Origin of the sequence: Burkholderia sp. ZZQ-2 (assembly GCF_050768715.1) — a bacterium.
Taxonomy (GTDB): domain Bacteria; phylum Pseudomonadota; class Gammaproteobacteria; order Burkholderiales; family Burkholderiaceae; genus Burkholderia; species Burkholderia cepacia.
Genome location: NZ_LDVA01000363.1, coordinates 64,944 through 90,851, shown reverse-complemented (window position 1 = coordinate 90,851; position 25,908 = coordinate 64,944). Strand labels below are relative to the sequence as shown.

General features: G+C 63.4%; 22 protein-coding genes and 2 pseudogenes. 14 read left to right on the top strand and 10 right to left on the bottom strand.

From position 1 onward, the window contains the following. The coding region (locus ABY44_RS36910) for a cytochrome c biogenesis CcdA family protein (protein WP_431643544.1) at positions 1–338 on the bottom strand (338 nt) is incomplete at its 3' end. Positions 339–373: 35 nt separating this feature from the next. Continuing rightward, entirely contained in the window at positions 374–904 is a 531-nt protein-coding gene (gene msrB / locus ABY44_RS36905) for a peptide-methionine (R)-S-oxide reductase MsrB (protein WP_027792254.1), read from the bottom strand. Between the two features lie 511 nt (positions 905–1,415). On the opposite strand from msrB, the gene ABY44_RS36900 reads away from it, so the two are divergent. The 3 genes and pseudogenes from ABY44_RS36900 (at position 1,416) to ABY44_RS36890 (ending at position 2,731) form a co-directional block, all read left to right on the top strand. Continuing rightward, the gene (locus ABY44_RS36900) at positions 1,416–1,820 is read left to right on the top strand and encodes a hypothetical protein (protein ID WP_059621536.1); all 405 of its coding nucleotides are present in this window, start codon (positions 1,416–1,418) and stop codon (positions 1,818–1,820) included. 30 nt (positions 1,821–1,850) lie between these two features. After that, a pseudogene (locus tag ABY44_RS36895) lies at positions 1,851–2,000 on the top strand (alkene reductase); the annotation flags it as partial. Between the two features lie 20 nt (positions 2,001–2,020). Then, on the top strand, positions 2,021–2,731 hold the full coding sequence (locus tag ABY44_RS36890) for an SDR family oxidoreductase (RefSeq protein WP_027792256.1): 711 nt from the start codon (positions 2,021–2,023) through the stop codon (positions 2,729–2,731). 226 nt (positions 2,732–2,957) lie between these two features. Here the strand turns inward: ABY44_RS36890 and ABY44_RS36885 are convergent, their stop codons facing one another. Beyond that, positions 2,958–3,920, bottom strand: a complete 963-nt coding sequence (locus tag ABY44_RS36885; RefSeq protein ID WP_060172748.1) for a LysR substrate-binding domain-containing protein — start codon at positions 3,918–3,920, stop codon at positions 2,958–2,960. A 98-nt stretch (positions 3,921–4,018) separates the two neighbouring features. On the opposite strand from ABY44_RS36885, the gene ABY44_RS36880 reads away from it, so the two are divergent. The 5 genes from ABY44_RS36880 to ABY44_RS36860 all read left to right on the top strand — a co-directional run bounded on the left by ABY44_RS36880 (position 4,019) and on the right by ABY44_RS36860 (position 8,786). Further along, positions 4,019–4,411, top strand: a complete 393-nt coding sequence (locus ABY44_RS36880; RefSeq protein WP_060172749.1) for a 5-carboxymethyl-2-hydroxymuconate Delta-isomerase — start codon at positions 4,019–4,021, stop codon at positions 4,409–4,411. Between the two features lie 45 nt (positions 4,412–4,456). Continuing rightward, positions 4,457–5,782, top strand: a complete 1,326-nt coding sequence (locus ABY44_RS36875) for an MFS transporter (protein ID WP_060172871.1) — start codon at positions 4,457–4,459, stop codon at positions 5,780–5,782. A 229-nt stretch (positions 5,783–6,011) separates the two neighbouring features. Next, positions 6,012–7,058, top strand: coding sequence for a polysaccharide deacetylase family protein (locus ABY44_RS36870; protein ID WP_048027866.1), 1,047 nt, complete (start codon positions 6,012–6,014; stop codon positions 7,056–7,058). A gap of 123 nt (positions 7,059–7,181) precedes the next feature. After that, the gene (locus ABY44_RS36865; protein WP_059696924.1) at positions 7,182–7,739 is read left to right on the top strand and encodes an ester cyclase; all 558 of its coding nucleotides are present in this window, start codon (positions 7,182–7,184) and stop codon (positions 7,737–7,739) included. A gap of 123 nt (positions 7,740–7,862) precedes the next feature. Beyond that, complete coding sequence (locus ABY44_RS36860; RefSeq protein ID WP_060172750.1) at positions 7,863–8,786, top strand: LysR family transcriptional regulator; 924 nt, start codon at positions 7,863–7,865, stop codon at positions 8,784–8,786. Between the two features lie 364 nt (positions 8,787–9,150). On the opposite strand, the gene ABY44_RS36855 is transcribed toward ABY44_RS36860, so the two are convergent. Beyond that, positions 9,151–11,232 (bottom strand): hypothetical protein, encoded by a 2,082-nt coding sequence (locus ABY44_RS36855; protein WP_060172751.1) that lies wholly within the window; start codon positions 11,230–11,232, stop codon positions 9,151–9,153. A 236-nt stretch (positions 11,233–11,468) separates the two neighbouring features. On the opposite strand from ABY44_RS36855, the gene ABY44_RS36850 reads away from it, so the two are divergent. After that, positions 11,469–12,587 (top strand): helix-turn-helix transcriptional regulator, encoded by a 1,119-nt coding sequence (locus tag ABY44_RS36850; RefSeq protein ID WP_060172752.1) that lies wholly within the window; start codon positions 11,469–11,471, stop codon positions 12,585–12,587. A gap of 36 nt (positions 12,588–12,623) precedes the next feature. On the opposite strand, the pseudogene ABY44_RS36845 reads toward ABY44_RS36850, so the two are convergent. From ABY44_RS36845 to ABY44_RS36830, 4 genes and pseudogenes are all read right to left on the bottom strand, one after another. Continuing rightward, positions 12,624–12,902, bottom strand: a pseudogene (locus ABY44_RS36845) (DNA cytosine methyltransferase); the annotation flags it as partial. A 53-nt stretch (positions 12,903–12,955) separates the two neighbouring features. Then, a complete protein-coding gene (locus ABY44_RS36840) occupies positions 12,956–14,116 on the bottom strand; it encodes a thiolase family protein (RefSeq protein ID WP_060172753.1) in 1,161 nt (386 codons plus the stop codon). Positions 14,117–14,170: 54 nt separating this feature from the next. Further along, positions 14,171–15,550, bottom strand: a complete 1,380-nt coding sequence (locus tag ABY44_RS36835) for an MATE family efflux transporter (protein WP_431643543.1) — start codon at positions 15,548–15,550, stop codon at positions 14,171–14,173. An 11-nt stretch (positions 15,551–15,561) separates the two neighbouring features. Next, complete coding sequence (locus tag ABY44_RS36830) at positions 15,562–16,491, bottom strand: alpha/beta fold hydrolase (protein ID WP_136471419.1); 930 nt, start codon at positions 16,489–16,491, stop codon at positions 15,562–15,564. A gap of 157 nt (positions 16,492–16,648) precedes the next feature. Here ABY44_RS36830 and ABY44_RS36825 point away from each other — a divergent pair, with 157 nt between their 5' ends. Continuing rightward, the gene (locus tag ABY44_RS36825; RefSeq protein WP_059696911.1) at positions 16,649–17,215 is read left to right on the top strand and encodes a TetR/AcrR family transcriptional regulator; all 567 of its coding nucleotides are present in this window, start codon (positions 16,649–16,651) and stop codon (positions 17,213–17,215) included. Positions 17,216–17,492: 277 nt separating this feature from the next. Here ABY44_RS36825 and hchA read toward each other — a convergent pair whose 3' ends face one another. Further along, the gene (hchA, locus tag ABY44_RS36820; RefSeq protein WP_059696909.1) at positions 17,493–18,374 is read right to left on the bottom strand and encodes a glyoxalase III HchA; all 882 of its coding nucleotides are present in this window, start codon (positions 18,372–18,374) and stop codon (positions 17,493–17,495) included. A gap of 433 nt (positions 18,375–18,807) precedes the next feature. Here hchA and ABY44_RS36815 point away from each other — a divergent pair, with 433 nt between their 5' ends. Next, on the top strand, positions 18,808–20,439 hold the full coding sequence (locus ABY44_RS36815; protein ID WP_431643542.1) for a fatty acid--CoA ligase: 1,632 nt from the start codon (positions 18,808–18,810) through the stop codon (positions 20,437–20,439). Between the two features lie 77 nt (positions 20,440–20,516). Here ABY44_RS36815 and ABY44_RS36810 read toward each other — a convergent pair whose 3' ends face one another. Continuing rightward, on the bottom strand, positions 20,517–20,936 hold the full coding sequence (locus ABY44_RS36810; protein ID WP_059685771.1) for a nuclear transport factor 2 family protein: 420 nt from the start codon (positions 20,934–20,936) through the stop codon (positions 20,517–20,519). Positions 20,937–21,275: 339 nt separating this feature from the next. Here ABY44_RS36810 and ABY44_RS36805 point away from each other — a divergent pair, with 339 nt between their 5' ends. From ABY44_RS36805 to ABY44_RS36795, 3 genes are all read left to right on the top strand, one after another. After that, positions 21,276–24,041 carry a LuxR C-terminal-related transcriptional regulator gene (locus ABY44_RS36805; protein WP_060172872.1) on the top strand — a complete coding sequence of 922 codons (2,766 nt, stop codon included), beginning with the start codon at positions 21,276–21,278 and terminating at the stop codon, positions 24,039–24,041. A gap of 341 nt (positions 24,042–24,382) precedes the next feature. Further along, a complete protein-coding gene (locus ABY44_RS36800) occupies positions 24,383–25,321 on the top strand; it encodes a LysR family transcriptional regulator (RefSeq protein WP_048027848.1) in 939 nt (312 codons plus the stop codon). Further along, positions 25,305–25,805 (top strand): BON domain-containing protein, encoded by a 501-nt coding sequence (locus ABY44_RS36795; protein ID WP_230948836.1) that lies wholly within the window; start codon positions 25,305–25,307, stop codon positions 25,803–25,805. Before ABY44_RS36800 ends, ABY44_RS36795 begins: the two co-directional genes overlap by 17 nt. Positions 25,806–25,908: the final 103 nt, after the last annotated feature.

Genomic DNA, 25,908 nt, shown 5'->3' with positions numbered 1-25,908 from the left:
TCGCGTTGCGCGAAGCCGGTGAGGCGGTTGCCGGCGGCGACGAGCGGGCGCGTCAGGTGCTCCGCGAGACGCGGCATCAGCAGCGTCAGGCCGAACACCGCGAGCAGCACGATGGCGACCCAGCGGCCGGCCTGGTTGGCCTGCGCGACCCAGCCGCCGCCGACGGCCGCGAGCGTCGCGACGACGGCGAACGTGAGGGCCATGCCGGCCAGCAGCGGCAGGCCGGTGCGCACGAACGGCTGGTCGGCGCGCGCGAACACGAACGGCAGCACGGGCAGGATGCACGGGCTCAGGATCGTGAGCACGCCGCCGAGGTAGGCAAGGACGATGAGCAGCATGGTGCGTTCTCCAGTCGATCAGGCGTGGGGCCGGATCAGGCGGTGGCAGGGTGGAAGGCGAGGGCGAGGCCGTTCATGCAGTAGCGCAGGCCGGTCGGCGGCGGGCCGTCGTCGAACACGTGGCCGAGATGGCCGCCGCAGCGGCGGCAGTGCACTTCGGTGCGGATCATCCCGAACGACGCGTCGGTGTGGGTGGCGACCGCGTGGTCGAGCGGCTTCCAGAAGCTCGGCCAGCCCGTATGGCTGTCGAACTTGGTGGCCGACGAGAACAGCGCGAGGTCGCAGCCGGCGCACGCGAACGTGCCGTGCCGGTGCTCGTCGTTCAGCGGGCTGGTGTACGGGCGCTCGGTGCCGGCTTCGCGCAGGACCGTGTACTGGGCGGGCGTGAGCCGGCGATGCCATTCGGCGTCGCTGAGGGTGACTTCGAAAGGCGCGGCCGTCTGCGGGGTGGCCGGCGGCGCGGCGAACGCGCGGCCGACCAGCGCGCGGCGGCCGACGGACGACAGGGTCGCAAGCGCGGCGAGGCCGGTGGCGCCGGCGAACAGCAGATGTCTGCGGGTGGGCATGATGGGCTCCTGGCAGCAGGTCCTGAAAACATGCGCCCATCGTAGTCAGCGGCCGGTGTCGAAGTCCTCACGGAAAGTTAAATGAATCGTGAAGTCTGGGGTGTTGGGTTGGGGGGGCGCTGGAATCCGGACTTTGGCTTGCCGATCGAACCGTACCGGGATACGCGAGATGTCTGACCGAGGTCGCGAATCACACCGGGATGAGCAATCCCGGCTTGATCACCGCAGCCGATCCGGTGACGAAGTCGCCTTACAGTCACCACCGATTCATGATGGGGTATACCGGGATGCGGAAGGGACGTAACGGGTGCAGACCGTGGTCTGCACCCGTTTTCATTTTCTGTTGATCTTCCCGAATCTTCTCGGCCAGTGACCAGACTGATCGGGAGCGTGGAAACATGCACTTCCCATCTTCTTGTCATCGTTGAAAATCATTCAATCGCGAAGCCAATTATCAAGATCGACCGGGGGCAACAAAATACAACATCGCACCCTCGTACAGGCATGAGCCATGCATTTCGACCACGCCACCATCGTTACCGATGACATCGACGGTACCCGTTGCTTTTTCGATGAGGTTGTCGGTCTCGATACCGGGCCCCGACCGCCGTTCAGCGTGGACGGCTATTGGTTGTACCTCGATCGTCACCCGATGATTCACGTTACGCGTGCGACGCTTCCTGCGCAGAAAGGTCGTAGCACACCGCGTATCGATCATATTGCGCTGCGCATCGACGCGCGTCGCGAATGGGAGGCGTTGATCGAGCGGCTGACCACCAGGCGGATCGACTACACATTGAGCGACGTGCCGTTGTCCAACGAGCGACAGCTGTTCGTGTCCATCGCTCCGGGCGTTTGCGTCGAGTTCGTTACGACACTCGCAAGCAATGATCAAGGCGATATCAAGAATGCTTGAATCGGTATGTCGGACTGTGACGCGTAGTTCGAAGGCCGGCGTAACGTGACAGAGGCGGTGCATGCAGAGGGGGGGCGCATCTTTTTACAGCTCTGGCATGCAGGCAGGATGTCGCCCCCGGCTTTCCGCGATGGTGCGTTGCCGGTCGCGCCATCGGCGGTGGTGTTCGAAGGACAGATTCTTAACGGAGGAAACAGGCGATGAAACTCAATGATCAAAGGGTGTTGGTGGTTGGCGGAAGCTCCGGGATAGGTGAAGCGACCGCACGTGCATTTGCGGAGGCCGGAGCGACAGTGACGATTGCATCGCGCGATGCGGCCAGGCTGGCGGCGAGCAAAGACAGGATCGGTTATGGCGTGAGCACCGGCGTGATGGACATTACGGACGACGCGAGCGTCCGTGCATTTCTCGATTCGGCGGGCGAATTCGACCACGTTGTCGTATCGGCCGCCCAGACAGCCACGGGGCCGGTGCGTGGTCTGGAGCTTGATGACGCCTACGCGGCGATGGACAGCAAGTTCTGGGGAGCGTATCGCATCGCACGGGCCGTCCGCATTCGGCAAGGCGGTTCCCTGACGTTTGTGTCGGGCTTTCTGAGTGTGCGGCCGAGCAAGAATTCGGTCTTGCAAGGCGCGATCAACGCAGCGCTTGAATCGTTGGCGAGAGGACTTGCGCTTGAACTTGCTCCGGTACGTGTCAATACGGTATCCCCGGGCCTGATTGCGACACCTCTCTGGTCGAAGATCGATGCGGAAGCGCGCGACCGGATGTACGAAGGCGCGGCGGCGCGATTGCCGGCCGGTCGAGTTGGACAACCCGAGGACGTCGCGAACGCCGTGCTCTACCTTGCGTCGACCCCTTATGCGACGGGTTCGACGGTGCTGGTAGACGGTGGTGGCGCGATCGCGTAGTACGCTGCGTCGGGACGCGTGCCGGTGAACCCAAAACATCATCGGACCTGACGGGCCGCGCCGTTGCGCGTGATCTTCCTTTACGGCCGCTTGCTGGTACCGCGCGTCCGCGATTTAGCGGAATTCCTTCGTGAATCACTCACGTCCGCCCGGAGTCGGGGCGAAGGGGAGTATCCGCCTCCTGAACAGCCGTTCCGTCTACGCCACGGGCGTGTTCAGGTTGCCGTCAGCGCTGTCGAATACGCGGACGGCGGGACGGCTCCGACATGCGTGCCGAATCGTCGTCTGGCGTTTCCAGGCCGGACGAACGGATCGTTTGCAACATCGCTTCTTCAAAACGTTCCATGGCGGGTGTAAAGGTCCTGCCGCGGCGCCAGCGCAACGCAGCGATGCGCGCCAGGCCGTCGTCCGAGATAGTCGTCGTTTCAATTCGCGAGCCGGCCTGCACTGCCAGCGGGCTCGCGATTGTTGCGTAGTCGGCATGCTCGACGAGCCGTATCAGCGAATCGACATTGGCGGCCTCTACGCGAACGTCCAGCGCAATGTTTGCACTCGCGCATGCGGCGTCGATTTGCCCGCGCATGGCGAACGTCCGATTCAGCAGCGCGAGCGGTTGGGGCGCAACTTCCTGCAGGCTGACGGTCTTTCCGGCCTTGCGACGCTTGGATCGCCGGACGAGCGCCAGCCGTTCCGTGAACAACGTTCTCTGCTCGATGTCCGCATTCGACAAGTGAGAGAACGACACGCCGATATCCAGTTCAGTTTCGATCAGCCCTTGATCGATCGCCGCGGCCGGGAGTTCGTGAACGGACACGCGCAGCTGAGAATGCCGGGCGAGTAGCGTCGATATCGTCGGTATCACGAGCGATCTTGCGTAGGTGTCGATCGCACCAATGCGCAACGTGCCATGAACTTCGAGCGAGCGGTTCCGGACGCTGGCAAGCGTCACATCGAGCTTTTCCAGGAGCGGCTCGACTTCCGCGAACAGGTCCGCTCCCGCTTGAGTGAGCAGAATGCCGCGACCCACCCGATCGAACAACGTCACGCCGAGCAGATCCGCGAGCTCACGGAGGTGCTGCGAGAGTGCCGATTGAGTCAAATGCAGTCGGGCTGCCCCGCGGGTCACACTGCCCGAGCGTGCGACCGCAATGAAGCTGCGCAGCAGGCGAAGATCGATGGCTGAATACATAACAGGGGCTAATGAATCGACGCGCAAAACATTAATTTACATCAGGTGATCCGAATCCTAACCTCTCACCCACGCATTCTTTCAACAGAGGTGAAGACATGCCGCACCTGATCATCGAATCCACGCCCGGGATTGCGCGACTGATCGATTTCCGCTCCTTGACGAGCACGTTGCACGAACGGCTCGCGGCACAAGGGCATGCTTTGTTATCCGAATTGAAGAGCCGCACCTATACGGCCGAGCAGTTCTTGTCCGGAGATGATCCGACAAACGAATTCGTCGTCGTCAGGCTGCTGCTGACGAAACCCAGGAGCGAGCCGGTACTGCACGAAATGGGGAGACTGATTCACGACGTCGTGCGAGACGACGTCGTGCGTATCCAGCCGGCGTTCGGCTGGCAGTGCTGCGTACTCGTCTGCGATTTCAGCGGCGCGCCGTACATCAAGACCGTTCGTGACGGGACCCACGCCGAGACGGGTGCTTCTGCATGACGTGGCACGTACTAACAACAATTCATGGAGACTGAAATGGACATCATGCGCAGCACCGGGTGTGAGACGCCCGACGAACGGAAAGCAATCCCGGCAGACTCGTCGCCCGCGGATCTCGACGCACTATATCGACGCATCGGTTGGAAACTGATGCCGTTGCTTCTGGTGGCTCAGGTTCTTGCGTATCTCGACCGGGTTAACGTCGGGGCCGCGAAACTGCAGATGGCAGGTGATCTTGGGTTGAGCGACACCGTCTACGGTATCGGCGCGGGCATATTCTTCGTCGGCTATTTCTTGTTCGAGGTACCGAGCAACCTCATGCTGCATCGTGTGGGCGCGCGCGTGTGGATTGCCCGCATCATGGTGACCTGGGGTATCGTTTCGGCCGCTGCGGCGTGGGTACATTCTCCCGCCACTTTCTATCTGCAGCGGTTGATCCTTGGCGTAGCGGAGGCCGGATTTTTCCCCGGCATCGTGCTGTATCTGACCTACTGGTTTCCTGCTCACCGGCGCGGCCGGATGACGACGCTGTTCATGAGCGCGACGGCGGTCGCAGGCATTGTCGGCAACATGCTGTCGGGTTGGATCATGACGAATCTCGACGGATTCGCGGCGCTGTCCGGATGGCAATGGACGTTTGTAATCGAAGGCTTGCCGACGGTCGTCGTGGGTCTCGCCGTGCATTATCTGCTTCCGAGCCGCCCGAACGATGCCCGCTGGCTGTCGCCGGAAGAGGCGGATGCGGTGTTGCGAGGCCTCGATGTCAATGCAGGTCGTGCCGAGGAGACGCAGCGCGCATCCAGGTTGTCGGCGTCGGAGATGGTGTTGCTGACGACGATCTATTTCCTGCTTCTCGTCGGTCTGTACGGAATCGGCTTTTGGCTTCCGACGCTCGTGAAGGACACGGGTCTGACGAAACTGTCATGGATCGGCGTTTGCAGTGCGATTCCGTATTTGATTGCGGTGCTGGCGATGAATATCGGAGCACGTAGCGCGGACCGTGCGGGTAACTGGGCGGCCTATGTCGTAGGCGGCGCCGGTGTGGCATCGGTTGGTTTCATTTTGAGCGCATCGTTCAGTGGCGCTCTGCCGGCCGTGATCGCGGGGCTTTCACTCGCCGCTGCGGGCACGCTGACCGCATTGCCTCTGTTCTGGCATCTGCCGACCATGCGATTGACCGGCACGGCCGCGGCAGCGGGGATTGCGACGATCAATTGTTTCGGAAACCTTGCGGGCTTCGCCGGACCGATCGCGTTCGGGTGGTTGAAAGACCGTCATCACGATGCGATCGGGCCGACCATGTTGCTGGCACTGAGTGCTTTGGCGGCTGCGTTACTCACCGCGATTTATCGGCGGGCGGCGAGGCATTGAAGAGACGCATGCCGAGTTTGCCTGACCTGTCTCGGTGGGATCCGAATTTTTTGGTCTGGATTGAAAGTCTATTCATTTCAAGGCCCATTTTCAAAATATGGGCGTTTGCCGAAAATTAATCCCACGCGCACGGTTTGGCGCGACATTCAATTTCTGTTCATTCGTCATCATGCACCGCAACGCGGTGACATAGACGCAGACGCACTTGTGCGTCATGTGGAGCTCAACTATGGCAATTCAGGTCGATCAAACGGATCGTGATTCAGTCAATCGGGCGCCGGATCAGCCGACGCGCCGTTCCTTCCTGACCAAGGCCGGTGTCGGCGCGGGTGCTTTCGCCGTCGGTGCGATGCTTCAAACGGCACAGGTCGACGCGCAAACGAGTCATTCCCAATCGAACGCGGTCGCTGCGCCCGGGCGGGGAGAATTCTGGCCCGACGGCGCGCGGCTGGTCATTTCAATCTCGATGCAGTTCGAGGCGGGTGGGCAGCCCCCGAAGGGAGCCGACAATCCGTTCCCGAAGGTCGATTTCCCGGCGAGTGTCCCCGCCGATCTGGCCGCCGAAGCGTGGTTTGCGTATGGATACCGCGAAGGGATTCCCCGGATGCTGGATCTCTGGGATCGCCACGACGTGAAGGTGACGGCTCATATGATCGGCGAGGCAGCGAAGCGGCATCCGGAGATTGCTCGGGAGATCGTGGCGCGTGGCCATGAAGCGTCGGGCCACGGGCCGACGTGGAACTCGCAGTACGCGATGTCGCGGCCACAGGAACGCGAGTTCCTGATCCAGGCGCGATCGATGGTGGAAGAGGTGACTGGTCAACGCCCGATCGGCTATAACGCGAACTGGCTGCGACGCGGCCCGAACACACTGTCGTTGCTGCAGGAACTCGGTTACGTCTATCACATCGACGATACGAGCCGTGATGAGCCGTTCATCGAAAAGGTCAACGGCAAGGATTTCGTTGTGGTTCCGTACACACTGCGCAATAACGACATCCTGCTGGTCGAGGGCCGGAATTACTCTCCGGAAAAATTCCTCGAACAGATCAAGTTCGATTTCGATCAGCTGTACGAAGAGGCGGGATCGCGTCGACGCATGATGTCGATCAGCGCGCATGACCGTATCAGCGGAACGCCGCAGATGACACGTGCATGGGACGCGTTTCTGCGTTATGCGAAGAGCCATCCCGGCGTTGCGTTCATGCGCAAGGACGACATTGCGCGGTTCGTACTGAAAAGCCCGATTACGGTACGCGAAAGCGAGACGATCTAGGGTATTGCCCGAGCGGCTTCGCACGGATGCGATCGCGCAGTACGTATTCCCGCCTGAACATTCAAAGCCGCATCATTTCCGGATTCATTGCATTTTTTCGAACACACCGCAAAAGAGCCTGACATGAAAACCAGCACCGTCGTTTCCGTCGTTTCCCGCATCGCGTTGGCCGCCGCCACAGCTGCTGCCGCATTGCCTGCCGTTTCCGCCACCGACGACAATCTCGTGCAACCGAAAACGCTGATTGTCGACAAGAGTCTGTCGAAGCATCAGGCCGAGCAACAGATCCGTGCGGCACGCCTTTACGATACCTTCTGGAGCACGGGTGACGAGGCCCAGGCTCGCGAGGCGCTGGCGGCCGATTTCACCGACCGCACGTTGCCCGCCGGCCGGCCGCAGGGCATCGCGGGGCCACTCGCGGCATCGAAGGGTTTCCATGGCGCCGTGCCGGACGTTCACGCCGACGTCGAACAGATGATCGTCGCAGGCGACCGCGTCATCACCCATCTGCACTTCACCGGTCACTTCACGGGCAGCTTCAACGGCGTGCAGGGAAAGGGGCAGGTGGTCGACTTCATCGCGACCGACATCTATCGCGTTCGCGACGGCAAGATCACCGACAACTGGCATCTCGAGGACAATCTGACGTTCCTCCAGCAGCTCGGCGTGGTCGCCAGGTAAATGGGCATGAGGCCGATCCCGCCGGTCGGCCTTTCCTGATTCGATCTGCATCGCGTTACCATGCCGGGGCCCACGCGGGGTATCGCGCGGCACAACCCATCATTATTTTCGCGTGACGCGATCATGGACAATCTCGGTGATATTCGCCTCTTCGTTGAAACGGCAAGCCAAGGCAGTCTTTCGGCTGCCGGCAGAAGGCTCGGCCTCTCTCCCGCCGCGGCGAGCGCCCGGCTCGTAAAGCTCGAGGGAGAACTCCATACTCAGCTGTTCGAGCGGTCGACCCGCAAGCTGCGCCTCACCGACGAAGGTCGCCTGTACCTCGTCCATTGCCAGCATGCGCTGCAAACCCTGGAAGATGCGCGCGCTGCATTGCAGGCCGGACGGGCGTCGGTGAGCGGGGCGTTGCGCGTGTCGGCTACCTCCGATTTCGGACGCACCGTGCTATGTCGATGGCTCGACGAATTCAACGAACGCCATCCGAACGTCACGCTGACGCTGGTCCTGTCGGATTCGCTGTCACATTTGCTGCAGGACGACATCGATCTCGCGATCCGCTTCGGCGTGCCGGCCGACAGTTCGATGGTCGCCAAGCGCATGGCCGACAATCGCCGTGCACTATGTGCGTCGCCCGACTACATTGCCGCGCACGGTATGCCGAACCATCCCGACGATTTGCGTGAACATCGGTTCGTCGTACTTTCTTCGGCAGCGGGCGCGGCGAACAACTGGCGTTTCGCGCGCGATGGCGAGACAGCATTGTTCACGGCACCGCTCGACAGTTCACGTCAAACGAACGACGGTTCGCTTGCCCGCGAATGGGCGATAGAGGGGCGCGGCGTGGCCATGAAGTCGATCTGGGACATCGGCGCAGATCTGCAGGCCGGGCGGCTGAAACTGCTCCTGCCGGAGTGGCGTTGCCCGGACGTGCCGGTGAACGCACTCTTTCAACGCACGCTTTATATGGCACCGCGCGTGCGCACATTGCTCGACTTCCTCGAAAAGCAGTTCTCCGAAGCCTCAGAAGCGTTGGCGCCGTTTCTGCGATAGCTCGCCTTATCGGCGGCTATCGGTTTGACCTGTATCCGCGCAGATCATTATGGCCAGTGAGCGAGTCGCGGGGAGGTCGGCGGTACTCATGGCTTCGAGTCGTTTCTGCCGTGCCGGAAATGCCGCGAATGCTCGTCGCCTGTTCAGGGTGACCTGGACCCATCACGTGTGGGCCGGGCGCGAGGCATCGCGTCACGGAATGTCCGCTCGCCGTCTTCGTACGGCTCGGGAAGCGGCGATCCCGCTACTCGACGACACGGAGCCGGGTTCGACGCGACGCTCGCCGCTTTCCTCGCAGCCGGACACGACCAAGGTGATCCGGCATGCACGGGACTGTCAGCGAGCGCCGATTTTGAGCCTCCCGTTACCGGTCGTACTCGAAGGACTCGGTAAAGAGCGTGTCGACCGGATCGGACCAGTTCAAATTCACGAACGAGAAGTCCGTGCTGCCGGTCCAGCCGGCGACCGACGGAAACGCCACGCCCTGGTCGCCCGGCACGTTGAGCGTCACCGCAGCGCCCGGCTGAACCGGCAACGCCGATGCCGAACCATTGACGAACGTCGCCGCCGTCTGCCCGGCCGCGGTTGCGCGAATCTGCACGTTGCCGCGCTTGACGAACGGCAGTCCGGCTTTCGACGTCCAGGCCAGCGGAAAGGTCGTGCCGCCCACGAATGTATCGGCAGTGCCCGGCGTCAGCTTGTCGCGCGTGGATTGCGCCAGCTCGTGCCACGCGTACTGGCGCAGCGCTTCGGGAAGCGGCGACGGCGTACGCAACCGAACCGTGTAGTGTTTGGCTGGTGTCGACGTGTTGCCGTTCTGATATACGTCGATCGTATAGGCGCTGAACGGCTTGATGTCGGCCAGCTCGGCGGCACTCAGTTGCGGTTTCGCCCACGCGGTATTGTTGCGCGGCGCGTCGCCGGGCCATGTGAACTGGCCCTGGGTGGCCGGATCCTGCGCGACGCCGGCGAGACGGAAATTGTTGCGGCACAGCGCATTCTTCGCCAGCGCGGCAAGCTGCGCCGGCGTCTGCCCGCTCGCGATCTGCGCCCGGATGTTCAAGGTGTCGCAGGTGCCGCTCGACGGCTGCAGGAACACGCCGTTGCGCAAGCCGGGGCCGTTCACGATCGCGAAGTCCACGGCGGTACCGGTCGCATCGACAGCGCCTACCTGGAGGTTGAGCGAATCGACGAATGCATTGGTTCCCGTCGACGGGTTGGCCGGATTCAGCCAGTCCCATTTTTGCGCGTTTGCGTTCACCTTGCTCAATACCGCGCGCTGATTGCCGACCACGCGCCAGCCGTTGTCGCCGCTCGCGAGACTGCCCGACCGCACCGCCAGTTGCACATGCTGCTGCATGCCGTCGCGAATGCCATCGCTGCGCGTCCACGCGAGCTTGACCCACATCGTGTCACCGGCAACGACGCGGATGACTTCCGGCAAGCTGAAGCTGGCGTTGTTCATTGCATCGTCGGCGACGATCCCCGGCGTTCTGCCGGCCACTGTACCGAACTCCTGGTCGGCCGACATCCCGTTGTTGAGATATGCAGCCGGCACGCCGGCGTTCAGCGCACTCGACGCGACGTCGTCCACGAAGATCCGGCCGCACGCCGCTACGCTGCCGCCCGCGCGTGCGGCGCCGGTCGAGCCGGCGAAGCATTGGTTGAGTGCGGTCTGCAATGCGGCCAGATCGCTGGCGCTCGGCAAATTCGACACTACCGCACCGTTGATGGTCGCGGCGGCCGGCAGGCTCGCCTTGTCGCCGGCCTGCGGCGCGACACCAGGTGCTAGCTGAAGCTGTACCGGCGTATCGCTGGACGCGCCTGCCACCGAGCTGATCTGGACGCCGCCATCCGGCAGCACGTTGACCTTCACCTGGTCGAGCAGCCGGTCGAGGCCCGGTGCGCCGGCGGTCAGCGGGCCGGAAATCAGGTCAACACCCGTATTGCCGGTCGCGGCCAGCAGGTCCGATAGCGCAGACGAATAAGCTTGCACGGTGCTCGCAACTGCCTGCGCGGTGACTTTGCTCTGCAGCAAGCCGGTGTCGGCGAGCAGCTTCGTCGGGTTGTCGCCGATGATCGTGGCGGCGATTGCGTTCGTGATCGGCGTGATGTTGATGGTCTGCGTGCCGGCTTTCGCGCTGAGCGCGATCAGCGTGGCTTGCGAATCGGCGACGTTGCCGTACGCGGACAATGCGAACGGCGCGCTCAAGCCCGTTACGGTGCAATGAAACGCGCCGGTCGACGCATCGGCCGGGCAGTCAACCGCTTTGCCGGTGGCATCGACCAGCTTCACGGTGGAACCCTGCATCGCCGCGCCGGCGGCCGCGACCCCGCTGACCGTCTGTGCTGTTGGTTCGGCAGGCGACGAGGACGAACTGCTACCGCCGCCGCAAGCCGACAGGACGAGCACTGCAATACCGGATACGACAGGTGTGAGCTTCATTGTTTTTCCCCCGAGAGCCTGCTGGTTGATACGTGCCATATGCACTGCTCATGCACGCTGAATGGCCGGGATTCTCGCAAAGCCATTTTTTTTGATCATCATTCAGGTGGATGAAAATCAGGAAATAACATGGCACTGCATGCAAATAACCTGTGTTAGCCTGAAAACATTCGGTATTCGAAGCAATATCGTCAGACAAAATCAACATACGAAGATCGCGAAGCGACGGGGGGAGCATGCACCGTGACCAACTCATCGGGGACCTCTACGAGGCCGCGCTGCATCCGGATGGTTTTCTCGAAGTCTTTCACCGGGTATCCGAAAGCCTCGGTGCAAATGTATTTCACATGTTCAGTTGGGACGTCGCACGCAATGCGCCGAAATTCTCGATTTATTCTCCGCGCGCGGAATTCGACGAGATCGTCGCGCTCTACGACCAGTATTACGGCGCGCTCGATCCACGCCGAGGCTTCGTGGAGAATGCACCGCTAGGCGAATTCGTTTGCTGCCAGGATCACCTGACCGAGCGCGATATCGAACGCAGCGAATTCTTCCAGGACTATCAGATTCCGTCCGGCATTCGCTATCTGATGGGCATTCGGTTCGCCCGCCCCGGTAGTGACAACATCTTGCTCGGGCTGTTGCGCGCGCACGGGCGCCCGCCCTATTCACCGGAAGAGCGTGCGACGCTGACCGGCATGGCCGGGCATCTGCAACGTTCGATCAACCTGTGGCAGGACGCCAGGGTACTGCATCACGATGCAGCACTCGGTACCGAACTGATGGAGGAACTGGGCCTGTCCGTCTTCGCGCTGGACCGGCATGCACGCATCGTGTTCGTCAACAGGGCGGCCGAAGCGATGCTCCGCGCGGCCACCTGGATCAGGCTCGAGAACGGTCATCTTGGCGCGGTAAGTGCGCCTCAGAATGACGCGCTCAAGGCGGCGCTGGGGCGTGTCGCGAAAACCCGCAAAAGCGAGAGTCTGGCCTTGTCCAGCACCGTGAACGCCGCGCACGAAGTCTTTCTGAGCATCGCCGCCTTGTCCGGACACGGGCGGCATGCCGTTCTCGGCGATGCGACGTTGCTGGTCACGGCCAGGCAACGTAGCGGGGCGCCGCTCGTCGTCGCGCAACAGCTACGACAGGCGTTCGGCTTGTCGAGCGCGGAAGCCGCCGTCGCCGAGGCGTTGATCGGTGGCAAGACGCCGGACGAATGCGCGGCCAGCGCGGGTGTGTCGCTCGCGACCATTCGCACCCAGTTGCGCGCGATCTACGAGAAGACGCACACCCGGAACCAGGCCGAGGCAGTGGGACGGATGCTCTGGGTGCTACCTCGGCATTCGCGCGGTGATTGATGCTTCGAAACCGCTCGCCGGGTGGTGATAAGTCGCTTTCCGGCTCTGCGCGAGACCGCCGATCTCGCCGCAGTCGTGTGTCGTCTCGTTCCCGGTGTAGTTGTAGTGGCGCAGGATCCGCCAAATCTGGTCGAGCAGATGGCGCCCGCGTCGCGAGCCGTGGCACGTTCTCGAACACGATGAGTTCCACCGGGTCGTCCTTCCGTGCTTCACACGTCTGCCCGATGCGCCCTTGCACGGCGAGGAGATGAACACGCAGTGCGGATGCTGGTTGCCGGCAGCGACATGGATGTCCGTGGCGGTCGCTTCGCGCCACGTTCAAGGCTGCGCGTGGAGCGCAGCCTGCAGGGCGAGTATCGAACGGGTGACTACAACGCTTCGAGAACAGTCGCGATCCCTTGTCCGCCACCGATACACTGCGTGGCAAGCGCGTAACGACCATTGACACGGCGCAGTAGCGTCGCCGCCTTGGCCGTGATCCGTGCACCTGTTGCGCCGAGCGGATGGCCAAGCGCGATTGCTCCGCCGTCGATATTGGTTCGATCGGGATGGATGCCGAGCTCGCGCATGCATGCGATCGCTTGCGAGGCAAAGGCTTCGTTGATCTCGATCACATCCATGTCCTCGATGCGCAAGCCGGCACGCGCAAGCGCCTTGCGGGTTGCGTGTACCGGCCCCATCCCCATGATTTCGGGTTCAAGGCCCGCGATTGCAGTCGACCGTACGCGGGCGAGCATGTCGAGCCCATGCTGTCGCGCGAATGCTTCCGACGTGACGAGTACGGCAACGGCACCATCCGTCAAAGGCGAGGCAGTACCAGCCGTGACGGTACCGCCTTCCCCGAACGCAGGTTTCAGCGCGGCGAGCCCTTCGAGCGAAGTCTGCGGACGCAGACAAAGATCGCGATCGACCACGGTGCCGTCGGGCGTGATAACCGGCACGAGCTCATCGTCCAGACGACCTTCGGCTTGCGCACGCGAAGCCTTGCGCTGAGACTCGACGGCGAACGCGTCTTGTTGCTCACGCGAAATAGCCCAGCGTGCCGCCACGTTTTCGGCAGTGATGCCCATTGGCGTGTACGCCTGGGTCGGAACGTCTGCATCGGGATGTTCTCTCGACGCGAAACGCGGATTAGGAGACGCCGACAAGCCGCCTTGCGGCACCATCGTCATGCTCTCGACACCGGCCGCGATGAACGCTTCGCCGGCACCGATGGCTATCTGTCCGGCCGCCATGTGGATGGCATACATCGATGAGCCGCAAAAGCGATTGACCGTCGCGGCACCGATTTGAACGGGCAGTCCCGCGAGCAGCGATGCGATACGTGCGACGTTGTCTCCCTGAGCGCCCTCGGGATAGGCACATCCCATCAGTACATCCTCGATCAGGTGCGGATCGATTCCGCTGCGTCGGACCAGTTCGGCAAGTGCGACGGCGGCGAGATCATCCGGCCGCGTTGCGTGAAAGGGTCCCTTGCGTGCAAATGCGAAAGGCGTGCGCACATAACCAGCGATGACGGTACGATTCATTTCACCATTCTCCAGATATAGCCGATCGATAACGGCGGGTCGTTGCGCGATCCGTCACACCTCGACCCGAGTCCAGATACGTTTGGGCACCATCGTGGCCGCGCATACCAGCGCTGAACCGATCGTCCCCGCCGCGACGAAGGCGGACAGCGTGCCCATGCCGCCCCCCAGCTGATTGACGGCCAGCCATCCACCACCGGCCGCAATGAACAAGCGAGCCGTTCCACCCAGGATTGTCCAGAAAGGACGGCCGATACCCTGGGCCGCAAACGAGAGGATGAAAGACACGCCGACCAGACCGTAGAGTGGCGCGATGGTCCTCAAATAGAGGCCCCCGAAGTGTGTCGTGGCCGTGTCATGCGTGAACAGGCCCAGCCAGACGGGGGGATGGATGGCGACGACCAACCCGATGATCTGCGTGAAGCCGGCTCCCATCGCAATGCCGAGCCATGTAGCTCGTCTGGCCCGCGCGATGTCGCCGGCTCCCATGCATGTCCCGACGACGGTCAGCACGGCGGTACCTAGACCGAACAGCAGCGGTATCAAGACGTAGTCGAGTCGTGAAGCGATGCCGTAGCCGGCCAGCGCAGCCTGGCCAAAACGCCCCACCACCGCGGTCAGCAATACGACCATCAGATTCAGTTGCAGTGCGCCTATCGACGAGAGCACACCAACCCGAAGAATGTCCGAAAAGAATCGCAGATTCAGCGGCGTGCGCGTCAGGACCAATCCGGCGTGCCCCCTGGCCATGTAGATCAGGAGCGCGACGGCGGCGATGCTGTAATAGAGGGAGACGGCAATACCCGCACCGGCAATGCCCAGGCCGGGTACGGGGCCTATGCCGAAAATCAGCAAAGGCGAAAGCGGAATCAGCACCAGTGCGCCGGCGAAGGTCGTGATCGCGGGAATCTTGACGTTCCCGCTACCTCGCAGGGCTGCGCACAGCAAGTTGACGATCCAGACCGGTATGGCGCCGGCGAATACGTAGTTCGAATAGGTCACCGCCGCGGCGAGTCCCGGCCCCCGGCCGCCGAGTGCGGCATACAACTCGGGACCGTAGCACCACGCCAATATCGTGAAAAGGCAGCCGAGTGCCACGGCCACGACAACCGCATGCAGGACGAGCGCATCGGCATCGCGCCGTTTGCCGCCGCCGATTGCTCGAGCCACGGCGGACGCAACGCCACCTCCAATGCCGCCGTTGGACATCATCGTCATCAACATCGAGATCGGGAAGACAAGCGACACGCCGACCAACGAATCGGTACCGAGAAAGCTCACGTACCACGTCTCCAGCACGCCGACGAATGTCTGGGCGATCAATACGGCCATGGTGGTCACCCCGAGCGACAGCAGCGTTCGAAACAGGGGGCCGCCCAGAATGCGAGCGCGACGTAGCGCGCCGGCATCGGGTTTGTTTGAAGTCTGATCCATATGCTTCGTCCCTATCCCCGGTCGGACAGGAACGACAGCAGCAGCTGATTGACCGCGTCAGGCGCTTCTTGCTGCGCGTAATGACCGATTCCGGCAATCAGGTGCTTCCCCTTCAGGTTGGGCACGTTACGTTCGAGCGTCTCGTATTCATCCTTCGCCATCTTCAGCACGCCATCCAGTTCACCGGCGATGAAGACCGTGGGCTGGAAGATGCGCGCGCCTTCCAGGAACGGCGTCAGCTCCCAGTTCCGATCGAAGTTCCGATACCAGTTGATGCCGCCCCGGAAACCCGACACCTTGAACTGAGCCGTGAAGTAGTCGAGTTCCTCCGTCGTCAGCCACGCGGGTTGCTCGTCGGGGAACACGAGACTGTCGACAAGACGACTGGCCTTGTCGAAACGGACGAAGCTGGAATGGCGGTGTTTTTCACTCGAGCGAGCCTGCCCCGAGGCCGAATACAGAATGCCCAGCAAAGCGCGGCGAACGTCGGCTTCGAGCTCGCGCTCGATCCGCCCCGGTTCCTGAAAATACTGTTGATAGAAATGCTGCTCCTGCGTGAGCAATTGAAAGCGGACGGCCGGCCGCAGTGTCTGGCGCGGCAGGTACGGCACGCTCAGCAAAGCCAGTTTGCGGAACATGTCGGGACGAAGCAGCGCGGCGGACGCTGCGACCATGGATCCCCAATCGTGCCCGACGAGAATCGCGTGTTCCTCCCCCAACGCATGAACCAGGCCGACCAGGTCCGCAACGAGATTCAGGACGTTGTATGCGTCGATTGCTTGCGGTGCATCGGTGTCGGCGTAGCCTCGCTGATCCATTGCGACAACCCTGTACCCGGCCCGCGCCAATGGCGCGATCTGATGGCGCCACGAAAACCACGATTCAGGCCACCCGTGACAGAGCAGGATCAGCGGCCCGGATCCCTGCTCCACATAGTGCATGCGAATGCCGTTGGTATGGACGTATCCATGTTTCCAGTCCTGTCCCACTTCCGCCCCCCTGGATAAATAAGAGTATGGTCGACATCCAATTAGAGTATGAATACACTCTAAGTGTCAACGGGAAGTTTTACACGGAGCGCTCAGGCGCAGGATCGATATGAGAAAGTCGAGGGAAGAGGCAAGCGAGACCCGCAAGCGGATCGTGGAAACCGCCGCAAGGGAGTTTCGCGAGAAGGGTGTGGTAGGTGCGGGGATTGCCGACATCATGTCGGCTGCCGGCTTGACCCCGGGCGGGTTCTATCGGCACTTCGAGTCGAAGGACCATCTCGTGGCGGAAGCATGCGATGTTGCCAGCGCGACGCTGTACGGGACGCTCGAGTCGTTCGTGCAGGGGAAACCGCCTCGTGAGGCGCGCCGGGAGATTGCGGAGCGTTACCTGTCGGTCGCGCATCGCGACAATATGTCGATAGGCTGCCCGTTTGCGGCGCTGGGTGGAGATATGGCGAGAGCCGATTCACGCACGCGGCAAGTCGCGACGGACGGGTTTCTCCGTCTCGTAGGTCTCATCGAGGCACAGTTGGGCGGCACGGAAGCAAGCAAGCGTGGCAAGTCGCTGGCGGCCGCGTCAGCCATGATCGGTGCGCTGATGATGTCGCGCGTGGTCGATAACGAGGCGCTGTCGGAAGAAATACTTCAGGCTGCTCGGGATGCGCTGTCCAGATAACGCGGGAATGGCGTTCCTCGATGATTTGGCATCCTCGGTATTCTCGAATGATCCTGATGCTGCGTGAGCACACGCGGCAAACGAAGCCAATCAAATCGGGGATTGCGGTTTAGTCGACATTGAAGCGCACCCATGCTCGACGAAGGCTTTGCCAACGGATCGAACGCGTAGCGCACCCGTCCCGCGGGAAACAGTTGCCTGTTGCCGGCGCCGATGACGACAGCAATTGCACCGGTGATGCGTAACACCAGTGCAATTGCGCGATGCACGCCGGTCGTCAGTTCCCGACTTCCTTCAGCAGTGCCGCGGCGGCCAGTTTGCCGATGTTGTTGGACGCAAGCGGGCTATCGCCCGTGATCAGTTTCCGGTCCTGATGGCACCGGCCCGTCATGTCCTTGTTCAACACCTTGGCGCCGAGTTTTTCGAGGCTTTCGGCGACGAGCCATGGCAGCGGGCCCGGCATGTACCCGATATCGAGATTCGGCCCCTTGTCGAGGGCATCCGGGAACACGCAAACCTCGTAGTCCTTGAACGGATAGTTTTGCGGATCCTCGTCGACGGCCGCCGACAGCAGGCACGCCGGGCCGTGACACAGCGTGATGATGTGCCGGTCGTTGTCGAGCGCCCACTTGAGGGTTCGCTTCACTTCCTTGCTGTGCGGAATTCCGGCGAGCACGCCGTGGCCGCCGGGAATGAACACCGCGATGTACGGCGAATCGGCACCGAGATCCTTCTCGAGCACGTCGGACAATTTGAGCGGCGTCTTGAGTTTCGGCAGGTATTTCCGGTACGTGGACTGCACGGCCTCGTCGTCGCCGGGCATGGCCCACAGCTCCAGCTTGGCGGGATTGCCCGAAAGCGTCGCGACATCGATTTCAAAGCCGGCCTGATCCATGTGATGCATCGGCAGCAGCATCTCGACCGGATGATTGCCGGTCGAGAACATCTTGCCGTTCGTCATCAGGACGTAGCGTTCGTCCGTGGCGATCATCAGGACCTTCCACTTGCCGCCCTTGTACGGGTTCGGGTAATGCGCGCCGTCGAAGTCGGTCTTTGAAGACGTGTACTGCGACAACGAATACGGAGACGGAAAGTACGCATTGTTCTCGGCCGGATCGGGCGAGGGGATCTTGTCCGTTTGCTGCGGCTCGGTGGTCATAACTGCTCCTTTCACTGGACTGGGTTCAGGAATCGGTCTGGCGTCGACGATTGGCCGTGCTCAGCCGACGGAGGCCTTCGAGTCTGCTCGGTAGGTCTCCTTTGCACTTCGAGGCGAAGACGGCGATTTCGCCAGGCCGCGCGAGCATGCCCGGAAATCTTACAACGCGGCCGGGATTAATTGCCCCCCCGATCAGGTGGGTTGCCGCCCGCGCGATCGATCGCGGCATGGCCGATCCGCCAGGACGGCTTGTCCCCCCCAAAACGTGGGGGTGTCCGGCGTATGCCGGTACGGTATCTTGACTGTCACCCTGGCCGACGCAAACCGGCGTTGGCGACGGCCTGCATGGCCGCCAGAAACCTTGAATCGGGCCACGTCGCCGCTCACGGAGACTCTCACGAACCCTTCGCATTCCGGCTCCCGGGATGAGCCATTGCCGTCCGCGTCCACGTATCCGCTGCTGGTCAAGCAATTGCTTCACACCCCGCTGGCGACGCGGCCGGAACAGGAAATCGTTTACGGCGACCAGGTGCGCCACGACTACTGGACCTTCCGTCATCGTCTGGGTCAACTCGCCAGCGGGTTGTCGTCGATCGGCGTCGGGGCCGGAGATACGGTCGCGGTGATGGACTGGGACAGCCATCGTTATCTCGAGTGCTATTTCGCGATTCCGATGATGGGGGCGGTGCTGATGACCGCCAACGTTCGGCTGTCTCCCGATCAGCTCCTGTACAGCCTCAATCATTCGGGGGCGCAGGTTGCACTGGTGCATCGCGACTTTCTGCCGATGCTCGCCGGCATTCGCGACCGGCTCGAAACGGTGAGACGGTTCGTGCTGATCGGCGACGGAGCCGAGATCGACCTTCCCGACGGGTTCGTCGACGAGTACGAGCATTGGGTCGGCGCCAGCCCGCCGGATTTCGTGTTCCCCGATTTCGACGAACAGACCCGCGCGACGACGTTCTACACGACCGGTACCACGGGGCTGCCGAAGGCCGTGGCGTTCACCCATCGCCAGCTCGTGCTGCACACGCTGGCCGGCATGGCGGCGTTGTCGAGCGCGCGCGATCGCGGCCGCATCCATCGTGACGACGTCTACATGCCGATCACGCCGATGTTCCACGTGCACGCGTGGGGCATTCCGTATATCGCGACCGCGCTCGGCCTCAAGCAGGTTTATCCGGGGCGCTATTCGCCGGACGGATTGCTCGCATTGATCGCGCGCGAATCGGTGACGTTCTCGCACTGCGTGCCGACGCTGCTTGCGATGATCCTCGACAGCCCGGCGCTGGCCGGGATCGACCTGTCGTCGTGGAAGGTGATCGTGGGCGGCTCGCCGCTGCCCGAGGGGCTGGCGCGGGCGGCACTCGCGCGCGGCATCGAGGTGTACACGGGTTACGGCATGTCCGAAACCTGCCCGCTGATGACGATCGCGCAGGTCGATCCGCCGCTCGGGTCCGGCTGCACGACGGACGACGACGATATCGCGCGCCGGACGAAGGCAGGCTTGCCGCTGCCGCTCGTCGACCTGCGCATTGTCGACGCCCAATTTCGCGACGTGCCGCACGACGGCCGCTCGGCGGGCGAAATCGTCGTGCGGATGCCGTGGGCGACGCAGGGTTATCTCGGCGACGGGGCGGCATCGGCCGCGCTGTGGGCCGGCGGATATCTTCATACGAACGACATCGGCGTGATCGACAAGGACGGTCGGCTGCAGATCACGGACCGGATCAAGGACGTGATCAAGACGGGCGGCGAATGGGTGTCGTCGCTCGAGCTCGAGGACATCCTGTCGCGCCATCCGGCCGTCCGGGAATCGGCCGTGATCGGCGTGAAGGACGCGCGGTGGGGCGAGCGGCCGCTCGCGCTCGTCGTGCTGGCTGACGAGCATGTGGGCCGCGTCGGGCCGGCGGAGTTGCGGGCGCATGTGAAGCAGGTGGCCGACCGCGGGCTGATCTCGCGCTATGCGGTGCCGGAGCGCCTGCTGATCGTCGACGCGATCGAGAAGACGAGCGTCGGGAAGATCAACAAGCGCGCGCTGCGCGAGCGCTACGAGCCCGACTGAGTGCGGCGTTGCCGCCGGGCGCCGCTCGCATTTGCGGTGCGGCGCCGGGTCGGCACGACGGAACCGTCCGGAGCGCGTCACCCGAGGGTCGTCTTGCCGAGATCCTCGAAGAGCCGGACGTTGTCCCAGTAGGCGGCGAGCCGCTCGATCCGGCCGTCGGTATCGAATTCGAACACGAACGCATGCCGGAGGGAGAACGTGCGTCCGCGGTTCTGGATGCCGGCGAATTCGCGCACCTGCGTGCCGCCGATCGTGACTTCGGCGGTGGCGTGACGGCCGGCGTCGTCCGCATGAATGGCGTCGACCTCGTTGTGCAGGTCCGGAAATGCGTCCAGCAGCGCCGCCCAGATGGCCTTGCCCTGTACGTCCGCCCGGCCGGTCACGCCGATCGGCACGTAGTCGAGGGTGGCATCCGGCGCGAACAGCGTGAGCATCCCTTCGATGTCATGCCGGCGATACCGGTCAAAAAACGCGGCGACGGCGTCGCGACTGTTCATGGCGGCTCCTGGGGAAAGCGCAGCGTCGGTGGCGGCGCGGGTCACCCGCGATGCCGAGTTGCCAGAATGAAACGACATTGTCGTGCGAGGTACCCCCCGAATGGGGGGCTGAACATCGTGCGCCCGTTCAAGAACAATGCGGGTCCTTTGGAGCCGACCGCGACGCGGCGCCGCGAGCGGGCGGAGCGGTACGGACATCACCTACTTTTGACGGCCGGCGCCGACTCGCTATGCTGTTGCGGAGCGCCGCGGGCCGTGGCCGGGCATCCGGCCGGGCGGCCGGCGGTGCTTTTTCTGGGCCGGCGGATACGCGCAGTGCGCGAGGAGAACGTGAACAGCATGACGCCGAGGGACAACAGACGATCAACCAGCCCGGCGGACGCCGACACGATCGAAGTGCTCGTGCGCACCAAGCTCGCGCCGCCGTCGGCCAGCGGGATCGTGTCGCGCATCACGCGGCTCGGGCGGCTGCGCCGCGGCCTCGATCGCCGTTTGACGCTCGTCTGCGCGCCCGCCGGGTACGGCAAGACGACGCTGCTGGCGGAATGGCGCAACACGCTGGTCGAATCGGGCAGGAAGGTCGCGTGGGTGAGCCTCGACCAGGACGACGACAACGCGTCGATCTTTTCGTCCTACGTCGTCGCGGCAATCGTCGACGCGACGGGCGGGGTCGGCGCGCATGCCCGGCAGATGCTGCGCGACCGCGCACTGATTCCGCTGAAGGTCGTGTTCGACGAACTGCTCAACGAGCTGGAAAGTTCGGGTGTCGAACTGTTCCTGATGCTCGACGACTTCGATCGCCTCGTGTCGCCGGTCATCCACGACGCGATGTTCGGTCTGCTGCGCTACGCGCCGTCGAACCTTCACGTCGTGCTGTCGTGCCGTTCGGCACCGGCGCTGCCGCTCAGCTACTTCGATTCGCGCGACCAGCTCGTGCGCATCGACGAGAACGACTTGCGTTTCGACGATACCGAAACGCGCTCGTTCTTCGAGCTGATCGCCGGCAAGCCGCTCAACGCGGCAAACGTGGAGCGCCTGCGCGCGGCCACCGAGGGCTGGGTGTCGGGCCTGCAACTCGCGGCGCTTGCATTGAACGACGACAACGATGCGGCGCGCGTGGCCGAACAGGTCAGCCATGCCCGGGCCGGCATCGCCGCGTACCTGAACGAGAACGTGATGACGCAGGTGCCGGACGCGATCCGTCGCTTCCTGCTGCACACGGCCGTGCTGGACCGGATGACGCCGGCGCTGTGCGATGCGCTGACCGGCCGGGACGATGCGCTCGGCTGCCTCGAATGGCTGGTCGGGCATAACCTCTTCATCCGGTCGATCGACGGCGACCGCCAGCGTTATCGCTATCACGCGTTGTTTCTGCAGTACCTGCGCGAGGAACTGGCGCTGCGCGAGCCCGATGCGGTGGCGACGCTCAATCGCCGTGCGAGCGAGTGGTATGCGGCGGAGCGGCAGTGGCCGGACGCCGTCCGGCACGCGCTGGCAGCGGGCGATTTCGACGCCGCCGCCGCCTGGGTCGAGGCATGCGCGATGAAGCTGATCGCGTCGAGCGACGTGCGCACCGTGCTCGACTGGGTGTCGCGCCTGCCCGGGCAGGCGCTGGCAGGCCGGCTGCGGCTGCGGATCGCGCATGCCTGGGCGCTGGCACTGGCGATGCAGATCATCGACGCGCGGCACGCACTCGATGCGCTCGAAGCCGACATCGACGCGGGGCGGCTCGACACCGATGCCGTCACGGCGACCGAGTTGCTGGCCGTCCGCTCGCTGATCGTCGCGCTGTCGGATCGCAGCATCGAGGCGCTGCACCTGGGCGAGCGCGTACTCGCGGCCGGCCCGCCGTCCGGTTCGTGGGTCGAGCAGATCGGGCAGACCGCGCTGAGTTTCGGGCTCGGGTACGCGGGCCGCCTCGACGACGCGCTGGACCTCCGGGCGCGGGCCGAGCGCGCGGCGTCCGGCCACGAACCACTGTTTGCGAACGTGTATCGCCAGAACATGTCCGGCCTCGCGGAGTTCGTCGCCGGCCGCTTGCACGACGCGTCGAAGACGTTCGAAACTGCGTTGCGTGCCGCGGAGCGGGCGGCGGGGCGCCTGTCGGCGGCGACGGCGCTCTCGTCCGGTTACCTGTCGGCCATTTACTACGAATGGAACGACTGGCAAAAGGTGCGCGACGCGCAGGCCGACCGCTTCGACATCGCGATGCAGGCGTGTTCGCTGGGGCCGCTGCTCAGGTTCGTGCAGACCGCCGCATTGCTGCAGTTCCAGGCCGGGCACGAAGCGCGCGCGCACGAACTGCTCGACGAGGCCGATCACATCGCATGCAGCCGGCAATGGCTGCGGCTGCGCGTTGCATGCATGGCGACCGGCATCCGGCTTCACCTCCATGCCGGGAAGCCGACGCAGGCGCATCGCGTGGGGCGGGCGCTCGCGTCGCTGGTGTCGGAGGCGCCGCCGGAAGAAACGTCGAGCCAGGTCGAGACATGGCAGATGGCGCAATCCGCACGTGCACGCCTGTTGCTTGCCGATGCGCGCGCGGACGAGGCTGCGCAGGTCATGGCGACCGTGCACGAGTTGCTCGCCGCCCGCGGGTTCGACTGGCTGGCGGCGCAGGCGGCCGTGTTGCGCGCGCTCGCGTGCGAACAGGCGGGCGACGAAGAGACGGTGCTCGCGATGCTCGCCCGCGCGCTCGAATACGGTCAGGGCAACGGGCTCGTGCGGACCTTCGTCGACGAAGGTCCGCCGGTCGAGCGCATGTTGGCGCGCGTGCAGAACCGGCTCGAGCGGTTTCCGGCGCTCGGGGCGTGGTATCCGCGCGAACTGATGCGCGCGTTCGACGCGCAGCGCGCTGCGGGTGCGACGCCGGCCGGGCGGCCCGGCGTGGCCGGCAACCTGAGCGCACGGGAAGTCGAGATCCTCGACTACGTTGCGCGCGGGCTCTCGAACAAGGAAATCGCCCGTGCGCTGCGCGTCGCGCCGGAGACGATCAAGTGGCATCTGAAGAACATCTTCGAAAAACTCAACGTCACGTCGCGCATCCAGGCCGTGCGCAGCGGGTTGGCGCTCGAAGCGTCCCGCACGCGCCCAGGCGGCGAATGAACGGCTTGCGCCCGCAGGCGATTGGCCGGGGAAGGCGATACAGCCACTGATCCGGACATCGACCGTCGACCCATAGGTGTACGGACTGTTCGTTCGTCACGAAGAGAACGCCACGCTCGAGCGGATGAGGTTCCGTCGTCATATCGGCTCGCGACCGGTGCATCTGCGCGATCAGCGCGTTGACGCAAACGCCAAGCATTCCACATGATCGACCGACACTTCAGCCCCCCGACCGGGGGGCTGAAGTGTCGGCGCGGAATGCCGGACAATCGGTGGCACCGAACGCGTCGCCGCACCTCGCTGGCGTGTCGCGTGGATGCAGCACTGGATGATGGGTCGAAATGGACATCCTTGAGAACATGCGGACGTTTGTGCGCGTCGTGCAGGCCGGCAGCTTTACGGCAGTGGCGAAACAGACCGATGTGGCGATTGCACAGGTATCGCGGGCGGTATCCGGCCTCGAGGAATATGCACAGACCCGCTTGTTGAATCGAACGACCCGGAGGATTTCGCTGACCGACAGCGGGCGGCGTTATTTCGAGCGCCTGCTGGCCATCCTCGGCGATGTCGACCAGGCGAATGCCGAGGCGAGAAACGCACTCGTCCGGCCATACGGGCGGTTGCGCGTGCACACGATGCCGGGCCTGGGGCAAAGCCATGTCACCGAGGCCGTCGTCACCTATCAGGCGGCTTTTCCCGAGGTGGCCGTCGACATCACCTATTCGCAGAGGATGCCGAACCTGGTGGAAGACGGCTACGACATTTCGGTGGTCGCGGCGTCGAGTCTTCCCGATTCGGGATACATCGCGCATACCTACGGAAGGTGCTACAGCGTGCTGGTCGCGTCGCAGGACTATCTCGACCGGCATGGCACGCCGTCGAAGCCGGCCGATCTTGCCGACCATACATGCTTGCGCCTCGACACGCCGGCCGACTCGAACGATGAATGGTTGCTTCATGGCACGCGCGGCGAGGTGGAATCACATTCCGTTCTCTCGGCCCCGTTCCAGGCGAATGCACCGGAAGCGCTGGCGATCGCGTTGCGTGCCGGCATGGGCATCGGGTCGTTGGCGATTTACTCCGTCATTGACGATCTGCGGAGCGGGAAACTCGTCAGGGTGTTGCCGGGTTACCGCCTGACGATGCTCGACGTTTACGCGATGTACGTATCCCGGCAGTTCATGGACGCGAAGATACGGACATTTCTCGAGCATCTGCGCATGACACTTTCGCCGGCGCTGGAAGCCGACGAAGGTGCGTTGAATGCGATTGCCGCATAAGGCCTGCGCACTGCAACCGGCAGTGGCCGGCGCGACGCAGGCGCAATACCGGGCCCGATTCGAGTACCCACCCACCCGTAGTTTCCCGTTCGTTCAAATTGAGGAGAGGATGATGAAGTCACGCCTTATGATCGTTGTCGCCGGTTTTGTCGCATTGACGTCCGTCACGTCCTACGCGCAATCCGGTACCCCCGACACGCAAACGGCCACGCAGACGGCTGCCCCGTCGCGATCGGCCAAGAAGGCCGAGCGCCTGGAAAACCGTGCATTTGCGAAGAAGGTCCGTCAGGCGATCGTGAAAGCGCACGGGATCGGCAATGCACAGGTCACCGTCTTTGCCAAGGCAAGGACGGGTGAAGTGACGCTGGCGGGATTGATTACCGACGAGTCGCAGGACAAGGCCGCGGTGGAAGCGGCTCGTCAGGTGCCGGGCGTCACGTCGGTGACCAGCAAGCTTCAGTTGCGCATGGAAGGCGGGCAGTGATGCGGCGTATGCCGCATTGCTGAGCGATACCGGATCCTCCGGATGTTCGCATCCGGAGGAGCTTCGCCATGCAGGGCGCTGCATTCGACCCGCGGCGTGCACG

Coding starts and splice junctions, on each gene's coding strand:
- msrB (WP_027792254.1), bottom strand. CDS start 904: ATGCCCACCCGCAGACATCTGCTGTTCGCCGGCGCCACCGGCCTCGCC.
- ABY44_RS36900 (WP_059621536.1), top strand. CDS start 1,416: ATGCATTTCGACCACGCCACCATCGTTACCGATGACATCGACGGTACC.
- ABY44_RS36890 (WP_027792256.1), top strand. CDS start 2,021: ATGAAACTCAATGATCAAAGGGTGTTGGTGGTTGGCGGAAGCTCCGGG.
- ABY44_RS36885 (WP_060172748.1), bottom strand. CDS start 3,920: ATGTATTCAGCCATCGATCTTCGCCTGCTGCGCAGCTTCATTGCGGTC.
- ABY44_RS36880 (WP_060172749.1), top strand. CDS start 4,019: ATGCCGCACCTGATCATCGAATCCACGCCCGGGATTGCGCGACTGATC.
- ABY44_RS36875 (WP_060172871.1), top strand. CDS start 4,457: ATGCGCAGCACCGGGTGTGAGACGCCCGACGAACGGAAAGCAATCCCG.
- ABY44_RS36870 (WP_048027866.1), top strand. CDS start 6,012: ATGGCAATTCAGGTCGATCAAACGGATCGTGATTCAGTCAATCGGGCG.
- ABY44_RS36865 (WP_059696924.1), top strand. CDS start 7,182: ATGAAAACCAGCACCGTCGTTTCCGTCGTTTCCCGCATCGCGTTGGCC.
- ABY44_RS36860 (WP_060172750.1), top strand. CDS start 7,863: ATGGACAATCTCGGTGATATTCGCCTCTTCGTTGAAACGGCAAGCCAA.
- ABY44_RS36855 (WP_060172751.1), bottom strand. CDS start 11,232: ATGAAGCTCACACCTGTCGTATCCGGTATTGCAGTGCTCGTCCTGTCG.
- ABY44_RS36850 (WP_060172752.1), top strand. CDS start 11,469: ATGCACCGTGACCAACTCATCGGGGACCTCTACGAGGCCGCGCTGCAT.
- ABY44_RS36840 (WP_060172753.1), bottom strand. CDS start 14,116: ATGAATCGTACCGTCATCGCTGGTTATGTGCGCACGCCTTTCGCATTT.
- ABY44_RS36835 (WP_431643543.1), bottom strand. CDS start 15,550: ATGGATCAGACTTCAAACAAACCCGATGCCGGCGCGCTACGTCGCGCT.
- ABY44_RS36830 (WP_136471419.1), bottom strand. CDS start 16,491: ATGCACTATGTGGAGCAGGGATCCGGGCCGCTGATCCTGCTCTGTCAC.
- ABY44_RS36825 (WP_059696911.1), top strand. CDS start 16,649: ATGAGAAAGTCGAGGGAAGAGGCAAGCGAGACCCGCAAGCGGATCGTG.
- hchA (WP_059696909.1), bottom strand. CDS start 18,374: ATGACCACCGAGCCGCAGCAAACGGACAAGATCCCCTCGCCCGATCCG.
- ABY44_RS36810 (WP_059685771.1), bottom strand. CDS start 20,936: ATGAACAGTCGCGACGCCGTCGCCGCGTTTTTTGACCGGTATCGCCGG.
- ABY44_RS36805 (WP_060172872.1), top strand. CDS start 21,276: ATGACGCCGAGGGACAACAGACGATCAACCAGCCCGGCGGACGCCGAC.
- ABY44_RS36800 (WP_048027848.1), top strand. CDS start 24,383: ATGGACATCCTTGAGAACATGCGGACGTTTGTGCGCGTCGTGCAGGCC.
- ABY44_RS36795 (WP_230948836.1), top strand. CDS start 25,305: ATGCGATTGCCGCATAAGGCCTGCGCACTGCAACCGGCAGTGGCCGGC.